This is a genomic window from Phycobacter azelaicus (assembly GCF_014884385.1).
GTDB classification, from domain to species: Bacteria; Pseudomonadota; Alphaproteobacteria; order Rhodobacterales; family Rhodobacteraceae; genus Phycobacter; species Phycobacter azelaicus.
The window spans coordinates 1642036-1656355 of sequence record NZ_WKFH01000003.1 but is presented as its reverse complement, the minus strand read 5'-3'; the positions used below and the strand labels follow the sequence as shown (position 1 = coordinate 1656355).

18 protein-coding genes are annotated in these 14320 nt (G+C 60.2%); 10 read left to right on the top strand and 8 right to left on the bottom strand.

Annotated elements, in window-relative coordinates; all coding sequences use genetic code 11:
• Window positions 1–14: 14 nt before the first annotated feature.
• Window positions 15–2153: an ATP-binding protein gene (locus tag INS80_RS08975; RefSeq protein ID WP_192965305.1), complete on the bottom strand. Its 2139-nt coding sequence runs from the start codon at window positions 2151–2153 to the stop codon at window positions 15–17.
• A 330-nt stretch (window positions 2154–2483) separates the two neighbouring features.
• Between INS80_RS08975 and ispH the strand changes: the two genes are divergently transcribed.
• The 6 genes from ispH to INS80_RS08945 all read left to right on the top strand — a co-directional run bounded on the left by ispH (window position 2484) and on the right by INS80_RS08945 (window position 6380).
• The gene (ispH, locus tag INS80_RS08970; RefSeq protein WP_192965304.1) at window positions 2484–3482 is read left to right on the top strand and encodes a 4-hydroxy-3-methylbut-2-enyl diphosphate reductase; all 999 of its coding nucleotides are present in this window, start codon (window positions 2484–2486) and stop codon (window positions 3480–3482) included.
• A 129-nt stretch (window positions 3483–3611) separates the two neighbouring features.
• On the top strand, window positions 3612–4226 hold the full coding sequence (locus INS80_RS08965) for a LysE family translocator (RefSeq protein WP_192965303.1): 615 nt from the start codon (window positions 3612–3614) through the stop codon (window positions 4224–4226).
• Window positions 4223–4675: a DUF3429 domain-containing protein gene (locus INS80_RS08960; RefSeq protein ID WP_192965302.1), complete on the top strand. Its 453-nt coding sequence runs from the start codon at window positions 4223–4225 to the stop codon at window positions 4673–4675. Before INS80_RS08965 ends, INS80_RS08960 begins: the two co-directional genes overlap by 4 nt.
• Complete coding sequence (locus tag INS80_RS08955) at window positions 4672–5271, top strand: class I SAM-dependent methyltransferase (RefSeq protein ID WP_192965301.1); 600 nt, start codon at window positions 4672–4674, stop codon at window positions 5269–5271. Before INS80_RS08960 ends, INS80_RS08955 begins: the two co-directional genes overlap by 4 nt.
• Window positions 5264–5734 carry a ribonuclease HI gene (gene rnhA, locus INS80_RS08950; RefSeq protein ID WP_192965300.1) on the top strand — a complete coding sequence of 157 codons (471 nt, stop codon included), beginning with the start codon at window positions 5264–5266 and terminating at the stop codon, window positions 5732–5734. Before INS80_RS08955 ends, rnhA begins: the two co-directional genes overlap by 8 nt.
• 22 nt (window positions 5735–5756) lie before the next feature.
• On the top strand, window positions 5757–6380 hold the full coding sequence (locus INS80_RS08945; protein WP_192965299.1) for a trimeric intracellular cation channel family protein: 624 nt from the start codon (window positions 5757–5759) through the stop codon (window positions 6378–6380).
• A gap of 5 nt (window positions 6381–6385) precedes the next feature.
• Here INS80_RS08945 and INS80_RS08940 read toward each other — a convergent pair whose 3' ends face one another.
• Genes INS80_RS08940 through def (INS80_RS08915) form a run of 6 tightly spaced genes read right to left on the bottom strand, consistent with a single transcriptional unit; the run spans window position 6386 to window position 9359 of the window.
• Complete coding sequence (locus tag INS80_RS08940; protein ID WP_192965298.1) at window positions 6386–6622, bottom strand: GlsB/YeaQ/YmgE family stress response membrane protein; 237 nt, start codon at window positions 6620–6622, stop codon at window positions 6386–6388.
• Window position 6623: 1 nt separating this feature from the next.
• Window positions 6624–6860, bottom strand: coding sequence for a hypothetical protein (locus tag INS80_RS08935; protein ID WP_192965297.1), 237 nt, complete (start codon window positions 6858–6860; stop codon window positions 6624–6626).
• Between the two features lie 20 nt (window positions 6861–6880).
• Complete coding sequence (fmt, locus tag INS80_RS08930; protein WP_192965296.1) at window positions 6881–7786, bottom strand: methionyl-tRNA formyltransferase; 906 nt, start codon at window positions 7784–7786, stop codon at window positions 6881–6883.
• Window positions 7787–7801: 15 nt separating this feature from the next.
• Window positions 7802–8299: a peptide deformylase gene (def, locus tag INS80_RS08925; protein ID WP_192965295.1), complete on the bottom strand. Its 498-nt coding sequence runs from the start codon at window positions 8297–8299 to the stop codon at window positions 7802–7804.
• The gene (def, locus tag INS80_RS08920; protein ID WP_192965294.1) at window positions 8296–8802 is read right to left on the bottom strand and encodes a peptide deformylase; all 507 of its coding nucleotides are present in this window, start codon (window positions 8800–8802) and stop codon (window positions 8296–8298) included. The genes def (INS80_RS08925) and def (INS80_RS08920) overlap by 4 nt, the downstream gene beginning before the upstream one ends.
• 35 nt (window positions 8803–8837) lie before the next feature.
• Window positions 8838–9359: a peptide deformylase gene (gene def, locus INS80_RS08915; RefSeq protein ID WP_192965293.1), complete on the bottom strand. Its 522-nt coding sequence runs from the start codon at window positions 9357–9359 to the stop codon at window positions 8838–8840.
• A 99-nt stretch (window positions 9360–9458) separates the two neighbouring features.
• Here def (INS80_RS08915) and INS80_RS08910 point away from each other — a divergent pair, with 99 nt between their 5' ends.
• The gene (locus INS80_RS08910) at window positions 9459–10631 is read left to right on the top strand and encodes a MalY/PatB family protein (protein WP_192965292.1); all 1173 of its coding nucleotides are present in this window, start codon (window positions 9459–9461) and stop codon (window positions 10629–10631) included.
• 92 nt (window positions 10632–10723) lie between these two features.
• On the opposite strand, the gene INS80_RS08905 is transcribed toward INS80_RS08910, so the two are convergent.
• A complete protein-coding gene (locus INS80_RS08905; protein WP_192965291.1) occupies window positions 10724–11092 on the bottom strand; it encodes a hypothetical protein in 369 nt (122 codons plus the stop codon).
• Window positions 11093–11311: 219 nt separating this feature from the next.
• On the opposite strand from INS80_RS08905, the gene INS80_RS08900 reads away from it, so the two are divergent.
• The 3 genes from INS80_RS08900 (at window position 11312) to cbiB (ending at window position 14313) form a co-directional block, all read left to right on the top strand.
• Entirely contained in the window at window positions 11312–12286 is a 975-nt protein-coding gene (locus INS80_RS08900; protein ID WP_192965290.1) for a glutathione S-transferase family protein, read from the top strand.
• A gap of 141 nt (window positions 12287–12427) precedes the next feature.
• Window positions 12428–13405, top strand: coding sequence for a threonine-phosphate decarboxylase (locus INS80_RS08895; RefSeq protein WP_226892589.1), 978 nt, complete (start codon window positions 12428–12430; stop codon window positions 13403–13405).
• On the top strand, window positions 13402–14313 hold the full coding sequence (gene cbiB / locus INS80_RS08890) for an adenosylcobinamide-phosphate synthase CbiB (RefSeq protein ID WP_192965289.1): 912 nt from the start codon (window positions 13402–13404) through the stop codon (window positions 14311–14313). The genes INS80_RS08895 and cbiB overlap by 4 nt, the downstream gene beginning before the upstream one ends.
• Window positions 14314–14320 lie beyond the last annotated feature (7 nt).

Genomic DNA, 14320 nt, shown 5'->3' with positions numbered 1-14320 from the left:
GTGCGCTGGCCTCACTACACAGCTGCAGATCCCGTCTCGGGCGGCGTGTCATCGGACACATCGTTCGCCGAATATGCCGCCTCCGGGAGGTATATTTTTAGGATCTTCTCCAAAGAGGCGATGGTGACAGGCTTGGACAGGTAATCGTCCATACCGGCCGCAAGACATCTATCTGCCTCCCCTTCCAGCGCGTTTGCCGTTACGGCAATCACCGGAGTGCGCGGCCGCCCTTCACTCGCTTCCGCCTGTCGAAGACGCCGGGTTAGTTCGAAACCATCCATGACCGGCATCTGGCAATCCGTCAGCACCAGATCGAAGTTCCCCGTTTCCCAAGCCTCAAGGCATTCTTTCCCATCCCGCACGATCACGGATGAATGCCCAAGCAGTTCAAGCTGGGAGTCAAAAACAGCCTGATTGATCTCATTGTCTTCGGCCACCAGGATCCTGGCCGCGCCCGATGATGCTTGCACCCTTTTGCGGCTTCCCGGCGCCTGCTCCGCCGCAGCACCGCTACCCGACAGGAAGGCAAGGCCATCCCAAAAATGGCTGGGCAGAATCGGCAGGTCTTGAACCGCGTAGTGGCTGGACGAACGCATGCCCGTCACCTGGGTACGATCACGGCTGAACAGCAAGAGCTTTGCGTCGGGGGCCTCTTCGCCAAGCCGGATACGAAGCCACTCACTGGTACGATCCTGAGGTGTGGGCGCTGCCAGCACGAAAATCATGTTGGGTCCAGCATTTCGGGCTATCGACAGGAATTCATCCCTGTTTGAAACCCACTTTATATCGCAATCCGCCGCCAGGGCATAAGACGACCAAGTGGCCCTATCTGCCCCCTTTGGCAGCATGGCGACGACCTGCGTTCCGGGCAAACGCTGGCATTTGAGCGGGCCTGAGGCATTCTCGATGGGCAAACGCAGTGTAAAGACTGACCCTTCACCAAGAGTACTGCTCACAACCACTTCACCGCCCATCTTTTCGACCAACTGCTTGACGATGGTCAGGCCGAGCCCGTTGCCTTGGATCATCCGCTTGACGACGTCGCCCGACCGTTCGAAGGGTTGAAATATTGCCGCCTGCACTTTGTCGTCCATTCCGATGCCATTGTCCTCGACAATGAATTCAATTCGCTCAGCACCATCCATCTGGACGCGCAGGCTGACGAGCCCGCAGGGGTCATCCTTTTGTGGAGCGGAAAACTTTATCGCATTCCCAAGAAGGTTAAGCAGGATCTGGCGTAGACGACCGGCGTCTCCATGAACGGTGTCCGGCACATTGGCCTGAACCGATAGCGAAAGCTCCACCCCTTTTTGATCTGCATGCGCCCGCAAGGTTTCGGCCACACTTTCGACAACCGGCAGCAGACGCATGGGAGCGTTTGACAGCTCCATCTTGCCCGCCTCGATCTTGGAGACATCCAGAATGTCATCAATGATCCACAACAAAGAGGATGACGACTCTTTGATCGCATGGAGGATACGGCGTTGCTCAGCGGCGAGCTGGGTGTTCTCCAGAATCTCGACCATACCGATGACTCCGTTCATCGGCGTGCGGATCTCGTGGCTCATAGCGGCGAGGAACTCGCTCTTGGCGCGGTTCGCCTTGCGTTCCTTCTGGTGTGAATTCCAGAGCTCTTCACTGTAAGAGTCTGTCAGATGCCCGAAGGCCATCATCTCAATCATGATGATGCCAAAAACCGTGAGCATAATCGGAAGGGACAGATAGGTGCGGGAGAACGCTTCGTCGAAAATCGGCGGGCCAAAGTAGTCATGACCAACCAGACGATACCCGATCCAGGCGCAAAGGATACCGATAATCAGCCCGATGATCAGCGGCTTTTCCCGTTTCAAGGAAAAGGTCATGAAGGGTCCGCCCAGCAGGGCAACAAACATCATCTCGGCGTTGCTGGCCGGATGCAGCATGAACACGGCACCGAGCACCGCCAAAAGCCCCGTCGTGTACCATATCAGCCGCGCGATCAAAGTATGTGACGTCTGGACCATATACCAGGCAATCGCCGAGCCCAGCCCAGCCACAGTGGCGATACCAAAGACCGCCGGTTCCTGCATATAGACGCCAAAACCTGCCCATACAGCGCTAAGAACGACAACCAAATACGCCGTGCTCCGCACGGTGCGGAAACGGCGATCCATGTTGTCTTGCAGTGCACTCCCCTCCAGGGCTGCACTGGTTCGCTCTGTATTCTGTCTGTTTGCCACTCTGGCCCCCAAAAGACCCTTTAGATACATCCCAAGCGAATGGTCAGTGTTCAAAATCAGATGAGCGCGCCTTGCGGCCATCCTGAAGAACCATGCCGACATCAGGTTAATTTTCCGTCATTCCGTCCCCATACCCCCAATCAGATCACATCTATTTGACGGTAAAGAGCCGCAGCATGGCGGCCCGGCGGATATCGCCTTTGCCGAGATCCTCTGGACCTTCGCCACAGAAAACCCTACCTCTGCCGTGCAAGGAGATGCCCGATGACACCCGAGAACCAGAACACCGATGTGAAGGCAGCCACCGCTCAGGGCGCAAAGCCGCCCCTGACCCTGTTTCTTGCTGCACCGCGCGGGTTTTGTGCGGGCGTGGACCGGGCCATTAAGATCGTCGAGATGGCGCTCGAAAAATGGGGTGCGCCGGTCTATGTGCGCCATGAGATCGTGCACAACAAATATGTGGTGGACGGGCTGCGCGCCAAAGGCGCTGTCTTTGTTGAAGAACTGGACGAATGCCCGCAGGACCGCCCGGTCATCTTCTCGGCACATGGGGTGCCCAAATCTGTCCCGGCCGAGGCCGAAAAGCGTCAGATGGTCTATGTCGATGCGACCTGCCCGCTTGTGTCGAAAGTGCATATCGAGGCCCAGCGCCACGCCGAAGCAGGCCTTCAAATGATCATGATTGGCCACAAGGGACACCCGGAAACCATCGGCACCATGGGACAACTCCCTGAAGGCGAAGTGCTTCTGGTGGAGACCCCGGATGATGTAGCAACGGTTGAGGTCCGTGATCCTGACAGATTGGCCTATGTCACCCAGACCACGCTGTCAGTCGATGACACCAAGGACATTGTCGCCGCCCTCGAGGCCCGGTTTCCCAATATCGTCGGCCCCCACAAAGAAGACATTTGCTACGCCACCACCAACCGTCAGGAAGCGGTCAAGGCGGTCGCGCCAAAGGCGGACGCGTTGCTGGTTGTCGGCGCTCCCAATTCCTCAAACTCCCGCCGTCTGGTCGAAGTGGGCGCCAAGGCCGGTTGTGCCTATTCGCAACTGGTACAGCGCGCCGAAAACATAGACTGGCGCGCGCTGGATGGCATCAAGTCCGTTGCAATCACCGCTGGCGCCTCGGCTCCGGAGCTTCTGGTGAACGAGGTGATCGATGCCTTCCGCGCAAGGTTTGATGTGACCGTCGAAACGGTAGAGACCGCTGTCGAACGTGTCGAGTTCAAGGTTCCCCGTGTTCTGCGCGCGCCGACTTAAGGGCAAATCTCTCCTCTCCAAACGCTCTATGCGACAGACTGATTACCGCCCATCGGGGGACTCCCCGCCTCGGGCATCTCGTGCTACCAAAAGGTAGAACGTGCTGCGCCAGGACCCTGGAGACCCTAGATGATTTCACTGCAATTCCTGATTACCGCCCTCGTGGTCGTCATCGCGCCGGGCACAGGTGTGATATACACACTGGCGCTTGGCCTTGGACAGGGCATGCGGGCCTCTGTCTGGGCTGCCTTTGGCTGCACGCTGGGCATCGTTCCGCACCTTGCAGCGGCCACGTTGGGGCTTGCAGCAGTGATGCACAGCTCGGCGCTATTGTTTCAGATGGTCAAATTTGCAGGGGTTGCCTACCTTTTGTACCTCGCCTGGCAGGCGCTGAAATCCGGCGGGGCCCTCGCGATTTCATCCGAAACCCGCGCTCAGTCGGGGCTGCGGATTGCGCGCCGGGGCGCCTTGATCAATATCCTCAACCCCAAGCTTTCGGTCTTTTTCCTCGCACTGTTGCCGCCTTTCCTGTCAGGCAACCCCTCCAGCGCTACATCGGAGATGGCTATGCTTGGAGCGATTTTCATGGCGCTGACATTCCTCGTCTTCATGCTCTATGGTCTTTTTGCCGCCAAGGCCCGCGATCTGGTGCTCGGCTCTGAGCGCGTTCTGGCGTGGCTTAATCGCGGCTTTGCAGCGATCTTTGCCGCACTTGCTGTCAGGCTGTCACTGGAGCGTGCATGATGAGAATTCCCTTCTCCCCGCTGATCCTTGGCCTTGCCGGTCTGATCCCCTTCATCTGGGGCGCGGCCACCACGCATCTGCCCGATTTGCAGGCCTGGGGTGCAGCTGAGTTGGGACCGCGCTTTGTGGGCCCCTACGTGCAGCTGTTCTATGGCTCCGTGATCCTCAGCTTTATGTCCGGCGTCCTCTGGGGCTTTGCCACCAAAACCAGTGGCGCTCAGGCAGCCCTTGGCTATGTGCTGTCGGTCCTCCCTGCACTTTGGGCGTTTTTTATGACTGGCGGCGGCCCCGAAGTGGCCGCACAGAACCTGATCTACGGCTTTGCCGGGCTTCTTCTTCTCGACTATGTCTTTTTCCTGTGGGAACTGACCCCGCCTTGGTGGATGCGCCTGCGGCTTCTGCTCACGGCGATCGTGCTGCTGTCGCTGTCTGCGGGGCTTTACCTGTGAGCGACAAGGAAACCCTCGCGGTCTATGCCCGCGCAGCCGCGGATTATGCCAAGGGGTTTGCCCGCAGCAAGGACACCGAGCAGGAAGAGGACTATGCCGCCTTCACCAATCGTCTGCCCGTCGGCGCGCGGGTGCTGGATCTCGGCTGCGGCCCCGGTCACTGGGCGGCACGTCTGCGCGATGATGGCTATGATACGGATGCGCTGGATGCCTCCGAAAAGATGGCCGAGCATGCCCGCATGGCCTACGGACTTGAAGTCTCGGTCGGCTCCTTTTCAACGCTGAAAGCGGAGAGAACCTATGACGGGATCTGGGCAAACTTCAGCCTGCTGCATGTTCCGCGGACTGACTTGCCCACCGAACTTGAGCGGATCAAACGCGCCTTGAAGCCAGGTGGCACCTTCAGCATCGGCATGAAACTGGGCAGCGGAGAGGGGCGCGACTCTCTTGGTCGGTTCTACGCCTATTACGGCGAAGAGGAGCTGAAGCAGCTTCTGACGGAGGCCGGTTTTGCCGTCTTTCGCAGCCGCAAGGGGAATGGAAAAGGACTGGCTGGCGCCGAGGAAACCTTCGTAGTAATGACCGCCCATGGCTGATCTTTTTGCTTATACCGACGGAGCCTGCTCCGGTAATCCCGGCCCCGGTGGATGGGGCGTTCTGTTGCGCGCAATGGAGGGCGGTGAAATCGTCAAGGAGCGCGAACTCCAGGGCGGCGAGCCTGAGACCACCAACAACCGGATGGAGTTGCTGGCGGCGATCAATGCGCTCGAAAGCCTGAGCCGCCCGAGCAAGATCACCGTGGTCACCGACAGCAACTACGTGAAGAACGGCATCACCGGCTGGATCTTCGGCTGGAAGAAGAACGGCTGGAAAAACGCTGCCAAGAAACCGGTGAAGAATGCTGAGTTGTGGCAGCGCCTAGATGCGGCGCAGCACCAGCACGATGTGACCTGGGAATGGGTCAAGGGCCACGCAGGCCACCCCGAGAACGAGCGCGCCGATGAGTTGGCCCGCGCTGGCATGGCCCCCTTCAAGAACGGCAAACGCAAATCGGCCTGAGCCGAAGACCGGAGAGCAGCCCATGACAGTTCTGACGCTGCTCGATTACGCTTCGGTGCTTATCTTTGCTTTGACGGGCGCGCTGGTGGCCAGCCGGTCGCAGCTTGATATCGTCGGCTTTGCCTTCGTGGCCTGCCTGACGGCGGTGGGCGGCGGCACGGTGCGCGACCTTCTGCTGGATCGTCACCCGGTGTTCTGGGTGGATGATCCCAATTTCATCCTTCTGGCTACAGCGGCCGCCGGAGTGGTCTTTATCACCGCGCACCTTGTGGAAAGCCGGATGAAATGGGTGATCTGGCTCGATAGTTTCGCCCTTGCCGTTGCAGTTCCGGCTGGCACCGGCGCGGCCATCGCCATGGGCAAACCGCCGGTGATCGTGGTGCTGATGGGCATGGCAACGGGCTCGCTTGGCGGATTGATGCGCGATGTGGTCTGCAACGAGGTGCCGCTGGTGCTGAAACAGGGCGAGCTGTACATCTCCTGCGCCATGGCAGGGGCGATCACCGCTGTAACCGCAATCTGGATGGGGCTTGAGACGGGGCCTGCCCTGTTGGCCTGCGCGGTGGTCTGCTGGGCGTTGCGCGCGGGATCGATTGCCTTTGGCTGGCACCTGCCGGTTTACAAAAGCCGCCCGCCCCGCAGCTAGGGCCCTTACTTCTGAAAGTACTTCTGCCAGATCCAGATCAGCGCGAGGGCGCCAAGGACCGCGCCCACAAAGCCCGACAGCATCCCCATCACCGCCAGAAGCGCGCGCAGCACCAGCCCGCCAATCAGCGCTCCAGCCATGCCGATGGCCACGGTGGTGATGATATCCGCCTCGATCCTCATCAGCCGTGTGGCCAAAAAACCGGCGGCAGCCCCGATGATGATGAGCGCAACGATGGACATCTCATTTCCTCCAGTGGGTCGGCATGATGATCAGCGCGCCGACAGAGGACAGGATGGCATTCCATCCCGGCGAATGAAAGCCGATGCCGAACATCAGACGTAGGAAGAAGAACAGGAAGGCGCCCCCAATGCAGATGATGATCGACGGGATATAGCCGTTCTGAGTGAACCCGGTTTTCTCGGAGGCGTAGCCGATGATCCCGGCAATCACCACGGTTCCAAAGAGTGTCAGTAGCATCGCAGGCCCTCCTATCGGGGTCAGAGGCGCGCGCCCTTGGCCACAGGGAAGCCGCGCAGGAAGACTTCGCGATCCTGCGCGCCCTTGCCCGCCCGTTGCAAGCGCAGCAGCTCTACCGCGCCACTGCCGCAGGCCACGGTGAGAGCGTCATCCAGCACTTCGCCTGCCTCGCCCTTCCCATCGGCCGGACGTGAGGCCAGGAGTTTCACCCGCTGACCGTCGATCTCGCACCAGGCGCCGGGAAAGGGCGACAGACCACGGATCTTGCGATCCACCTCTTCGGCTGGTTGGCTCCAGTCGATCTGGGCCTCGCCCTTGTCGATCTTGGCGGCATAGGTCACGCCCTCATCAGGCTGCACTTCTGGTGTCAGCCCGGGCAGGCGCGCGAGCGCCTCCACGATCAGCCCGGCGCCCATTTCCGACAGTCGGTCGTGCAACCCAGCGGTGGTTTCCTCGGCTCCTATGGGAGTTGATTGGCGCAAAAGGACCGGGCCCGTGTCCAGCCCTGCCTCCATCTGCATGATGCAGATACCGGTTTCTGCATCGCCCGCCATGATCGCCCGGTGGATCGGCGCCGCCCCGCGCCAACGCGGCAGAAGGCTAGCGTGAATATTGAGGCAGCCATGCTTGGGCGCATCCAGCACTGCCTGCGGCAGGATCAGACCATAGGCCACCACCACGGCGATATCGGCCTCAAGCGCTGCAAAATCCGCCTGTTCCTCAGCCCCCTTCAAAGAGACCGGGTGGCGCACCTCAAGGCCCAGCGCCTCGGCCCTTGCATGAACGGGCGTCGGGCGGTCCTTTTTGCCCCGCCCCGCCGGGCGTGGCGGCTGGCAATAAACGGCGGCGATCTCATGCCCCGCATCCACCAGCGCATCCAGCACCGGCACGGAAAACTCGGGCGTTCCCATAAAGACGACGCGCATGGGCCTGATCCCCTTTTAGCCGGTCAGTTTCTTGGATTTGCGGATCAGCATGTCGCGCTTCACCTTGCTGAGCCGGTCGATGTACAGCTTGCCGTTCAGGTGATCGATCTGATGCTGCACGGATGTGGCCTCGATCCCGACAAAATCCCGCTCGGTGATCTCTCCATTCTCGTCCATATAGCGGACGGTCACGGCGCGGGGGCGTTTCACCTTGGCCGAAACACCCGGCAGGTTGGGCGAGGCTTCTTCGTGCTCGCGCAGCTGGGTCGAGGCATGCAGGATCTCGGGGTTGGCCATGCGCACGGCCTTGCCGCGCTCGGTCGAGCCATCGACGACGGCAAGGCGCAGCATCACGCCGATCTGGTTGGCACCAAGGCCGACGCCGGGCATCGCCTCCATCGTGTCGATCATGTCCTGCCAGATCTGGCGGATCTCATCGGTGATCTCACTCACCTCTTCGGCGCGGGTGCGCAGGCGTTTATCGGGCCAGGGCAGGCAGGAGCGGACGGTCATTCTGTGGTCCCTTTCAGGGCGGTGTATTCAGCCTCGGCCATAGCGCGCGCCTCGGGGGTCAAGTGATCAAGGGTCAGGGTGCCGTTCAGATGGTCGAATTCATGCTGGATGCAGCGGGCTTCAAAGCCGTCGAAATCGGCCATGTGAATGTCGCCTTCGGCGGCGGTCCATTGCACGGTGACAGCCACGGGGCGTTCGACCGGGACCATGATACCCGGGATTGACAGGCAACCTTCCTCCATCGTCACCGGCACGCGCTCCACCGCCATGATCGAGGGGTTGATCATCACCATGGGGGAGCGTTTGCCCTCTTTCCAGGTGCAGTCCATCACGAATAGCCGTTTCATCACCCCCACCTGCGGCGCGGCAAGGCCCCGGCCATTGACGGCGTACATGGTGTCGAACATATCCGCGATCAGATCGTCGAGGTGCTCCTGCTCCACCGGCGCACAATGCTGGGTTAGCCGTGGGTCGGGCCATTTCAGGATCGGGAGAACGGCCATGGGCAAGCCCCTCGTTTGGCGCTGCGGGCGGGGCGTTACTGCTCCCGCGCGCGCTCGCGTTTCAGCTTTTGCATCTTGCGGGTGATCATCTGCCGCTTCAGCGGCTTCAGATAATCGATGAACAGTTTCCCATTCAGATGGTCGATCTCATGCTGCACACAGGTCGCCCAAAGCCCGTCAAAGGTCTCGCTCTGCTCGTGCCCGTCGCGGTCCATCCACTTGACCTGCACCTCCTTGGGGCGGGTCACCTCTGCGTATTGATCAGGGATCGACAAGCAGCCTTCCTCGTAGACGTTGGTTTCATCAGAGGACGAAACGATCTCGGGGTTGAACATCACTAGGGGGCGGGGTTCGCCCTCGCCTTCCTTAACGCAATCCATCGCAATCACCCGCTGTAGGATGCCCACCTGAGGCGCTGCCAGGCCGATACCCGGCGCGGCATACATGGTTTCCAGCATGTCATCGGCCAAGCTGCGCAAATCGTCCGATACGTCGGCGACAGGCACACAGACCTTTTTCAGGCGGGGGTCGGGATGGATCAGGATAGGACGTTTCATGGGCATGATTTAGGCGATTGCACCCCGCCCTGCAACGCCCCCCTTGCGCATGGCGCCATTGTGCGTAGCTTCACTGCCAAACAACCGGAGTTTTGAGCCATGGATTTTGACACCCTCATCGACCGCCGCGGCACCCATTGCGCCAAATGGGACATGATGGAGAGCCTTTATGGCGTCTCACCCGATGACGGGCTTGCGATGTGGGTCGCGGACATGGATTTCGCCGTTCCACCCGTTGTCACCGAGAAGATGCGCGAGATGGCGGATCATGGCGTCTATGGCTATGTGAACTGTGAGAAACCTTACAAGGACGCGATCCGCTGGTGGATGGAGACACGCCATGGCTGGCAGGTGGAGGCCGATGCGATCTTCACCACCACGGGCCTCGTCAATGGCGTGGGCATGTGTCTGGATACCTTCACCCAGCCCGGCGACGGCATTGTGCTGTTCACGCCCGTCTACCACGCCTTTGCCAAGGTGATCCGCAACGCGGGCCGCGAGGTTGTCGAATGCCTGATGACCAACACCGATGGCCGTTACGAGATGGATTTTGACGCCTATGATGCGCAGATGACCGGCAAGGAAAAGATGGTCATCCTTTGCTCACCCCATAACCCCGGTGGGCGCGTCTGGACGCAGGCCGAACTGCAGGCGGTTGCGGATTTCGCAAAACGTCACGATCTGATCCTGTTGTCGGATGAAATCCACCACGATCTGGTCTATCCCGGCCACACCCATATCCCGATGCAGAACGCCGTGCCCGAGGTGACCGAGCGTCTCTTGATGCTGACCGCGCCGTCCAAGACATTCAACTTTGCCGGGTTGCACACGGGGCAAGTGATCATCCGCGACCCGCATCTGCGCGAGCAGTTCCAGCGCCGGATGCTGGCGCTGGCGCTGGCGCCGAACTCGGCCGGGCAATTCGCCACCGCCGCCGCCTATTCGCCCGAAGGTGCCAAATGGGCCGATCAACTGGTCACCTACCTGGATGGCAACCGTCAGGTATTTGATGCCGCGATCGAGAAGATCCCGGGCCTATCCTCCATGCCACTGGCCGCAACTTACCTGTCGTGGGTGGACTTCTCAGGCACCGGCATGAGCCGCGAGGAATTCACCAAGCGGGTCGAACAGGGGGCGAAAATCGCCGCCAACCACGGCACCACCTTCGGCACCGGCGGCGAGAACTTCTTGCGTTTCAACCTCGGCACACAGCGATCCCGCATCGAAGAGGCCTGCGCGCGTCTGGCCGAGGCGTTTTCGGACCTGCAGTAACCACAACAAAAAGGACGCGGCCTTGGGGCTGCGTCCTCACATCAATCAAAAGTCTGGTTTGGTCAGTACCAGGGCCTTTTTAAGGGGTGGCTTCACGCCTCGCCGTGCAGCCCGTCATACGCGATCAGCCCCACCGGCGCGTCCGGCGCACGGTAGAAATCCAGCGGCGCCTCGTCAGCGGCAGCAGTCGAGCGCTTGAAATCATACCGCATCTCGCCACCTTCCGCCTCGGAAGCAACGATCAGACACTGAGAGATGTGGCGGGCACCATCATAAAGATCCACTAGGCCGCGCAGTTGCGGTGCGTCTGCCTCTTCCACGGAAAACCCATCTTTCCACATGCGCAGAACGGGGAACTGAGCCTCGCCAACCTGTACACGCAGGCGGCTTTTCTTTTTCATCCCCGCGAGACGCGCGGCATCCAGTGCGTCCTGAATGGCTTTTGGCACATAGGTGGTCATGGCATCTGCTTTCTTTGGTGATCTTATGATCTCTCGCTTTCACTAGGGTGACTCACAATTGCCTAAAATCAAGTGAACTTTTCCCAAAACTGAGTGCCTTCTGTCACGGTCAGATCGTTGGATTGTGCAGATCCGCAGGGAAGCTGCGCGCCTGTCGGTGTGGGCTGAAAGCCCGAGTCTGCCTATTTTGCAGGCTCAAAGCGGATAGGAGCGAGATCGATGGGTCTTTTGGTTGACGGCACTTGGCACGACAAATGGTACGATACGAAATCCACCGGCGGCGCTTTTGAGCGCTCGGTTTCCCAGTTCCGCAACTGGATCACACCCGATGGCAGCGCAGGCCCCTCGGGCGATTCGGGCTTTGCTGCCGAAAGTGGCCGCTACCACCTTTACGTCTCGCTGGCCTGCCCCTGGGCCCACCGCACGCTGATCTTTCGCCAGTTGAAAGACCTGGCCGATCATATCTCGGTTTCGGTGGTGCACCCCGACATGCTGGACCGCGGCTGGACCTTTGAAACCGACGAACATGGCGCGACCGGAGATACCCTGTTCGACCATGACTATGCCTATGAGATCTACACGCGCGCCGATCCCGCCTATTCAGGACGCGTCACTGTGCCGATCCTCTGGGACAAACAGCGCAACACGATCGTGTCGAACGAAAGCTCGGAGATCATCCGGATGTTCAACTCGGCCTTCGACGATCTGACGGGCAACCGCGACGACTATTGGCCGGAAGAGCTGCGCGAGCCGATCGAAGCGGTGAACGCGCGGATCTATGACACGCTCAACAACGGGGTCTATCGCTGCGGCTTTGCCACCACGCAAGAGGCCTATGACGCGGCGGTGACGCCGCTTTTCGACACGTTGGACTGGCTGGAAGACCTTTTGTCAGAGCACCGCTACCTGCTTGGCACCCAAATAACCGAAGCGGACTGGCGTCTGTTCACCACCCTGTTGCGGTTTGACCCGGTCTATCATTTGCATTTCAAGTGTAATCGTAAACGGCTGATCGACTATCCAAACCTCTGGGCCTATACGCGCGAGCTATACCAGTGGCCGGGCATCAAAGAGACAATTGGCATGCACCATATCGTGCGCCACTACCACTACAGCCACGATACCATCAATCCGAGCCGCATCCTGCCGATCAACCCGCTGATCGATTGGGAGGCTCCACACGGGAGAAGCTAAGGAATTCCCTACTTTTTATGAGTTTCTCTCCTTCATTTCCCGCCCTGATTGCAAGGACCGGTTGCTTTATCACCTGACCTGTTTCATACGGCTCTCGTCCGGCACCGACGGATCGATGCTTTTTACAGGTCAGGGCCTCAAATGGCGGCGAAAAACATGGCAACCGGCGATCTGCAATCGCAGGCTCCAGTAAGGGATCACGGCGGAAACCTGTCGGCTGCGGTGGCCAAATACGGCGGGGCACGTTCTGACTGGATTGATCTTTCGACCGGTATAAATCCCGTCCCTTACCCATTGCCCGACTTTTCTTCGAACGATTGGTCCGCCCTTCCAGATACCGCCGTTTCGGATGACTTGCACAACGCAGCCCGCCACTTCTGGAAGGTTCCGCATGGTGCGTCCATCCTTGGCGCGCCGGGGGCCTCCGCACTGATTGCCCTGGTCCCGGCCCTTGCGGACGCCCGCTGGGTCAGGATTGATACGCCGACCTACAATGAACATGCCGCGGCCTTTCAGGCACAAGGCTGGCGCATGGCCGAATGCGAACCAGCAGAGGCCTGCGTCGCCGTACACCCGAACAACCCGGATGGACGCCTCTGGAAAGCCGATGAACTGACCGCACCGTTGCGCATCATTGACGAGAGTTTTTGCGATGTCTGCCCGGAGCAAAGCCTCATTCACCTTGCCGATCAGCCCGGAACACTGGTCTTGAAAAGTTTTGGCAAATTCTGGGGGCTGGCAGGACTGCGGCTTGGGTTTGCCATTGGTGATCCCGCTTTGATCTCTCAACTTTCGGATCTGCAAGGACCATGGGCGGTATCGGGTCCAGCGCTGAAAACCGGCATCAAGGCGCTGTCAGATCCTGCTTGGGCCGCCGAGACGCGCAAGAGGCTGGCAGAGGATGCAAAACGCCTGGACGCGATGGTTCTGCCCAAGGGCGCAGACCTAGCCGGGGGAACGGATCTGTTCCGGCTTTATCATGTGGACGATGCGGCCGCCTGGCAGGATCGGCTTGCTCGCGCCCATCTCTGGAGCCGCATCTTCCCCTATTCGTCCAACTACCTGCGCCTAGGCCTGCCACCGGATCACGGCTGGGAGCGTTTGGAGGCAGCCCTATGAGCACGGCGGCCATTTTGTCTCTCGCACTGATCCTGGATGCCATGTTCGGAGAGCCACGCTGGCTCTGGGATCACCTGCCGCACCCTGCCGCTGTGATGGGGCGGCTGGTCAAAGCCTTGGACGCGCGATTGAATTCTGGCAGCGGCCGCCGCACCAAGGGTGTGGTGGCGGTGCTGGTTCTTGTCGCAGCGGGCCTGATCATTGGCGCGCTGCTCTCCCTGCTAGGGCCGATTGTCGAAATCATCGTGGCCGCGATCCTTATCGCCCAGCGCTCTTTGGTGGAGCACCTCATGGCCGTGGTTCATGGCCTGCGGGGCGGGCTGCAGGGCGGACGGGATGCCGTGGCGATGATCGTCAGCCGGGATACTGCCGATATGACCGGCCCGCAAGTGGCGCGTTCGGCCATCGAAAGCGGTGCGGAAAACATGTCGGACGGTGTGGTTGCACCCGTGTTTTGGTTCCTGGTGGGCGGCTTGCCTGGGCTGATCACCTACAAGATGATCAACACCGCCGACAGCATGATCGGCTACCGCACCGCGCGATATGAGGACTTTGGCTGGGCTGCTGCGCGGCTTGACGATCTTCTGAACCTGATCCCTGCCCGGCTGACTGCCGTGCTGATCGCGGCCAGCGGCGGCGTCCTGCGCGACTGGCCTGCCATTGCGGCAGATGCCAAACAGCACCGCTCTCCCAATGCAGGCTGGCCCGAAGCCGCAATGGCCCGCGCCCTTCAGGTCGCGCTGGCAGGGCCGAGATCCTACGATGGCGAAATGCGTGATTTCCCCTGGGTGAATGAGAGTGGTTCCAAAAGCGCTGATGCGCACGCAATCCGCCGCTGCGCCGAAATGCTCTGTAAAACCTGGAGCCTTGGCCTCGTGCTGACGGTTGCTATCGCGGCGTTCTTCTAGCACACAA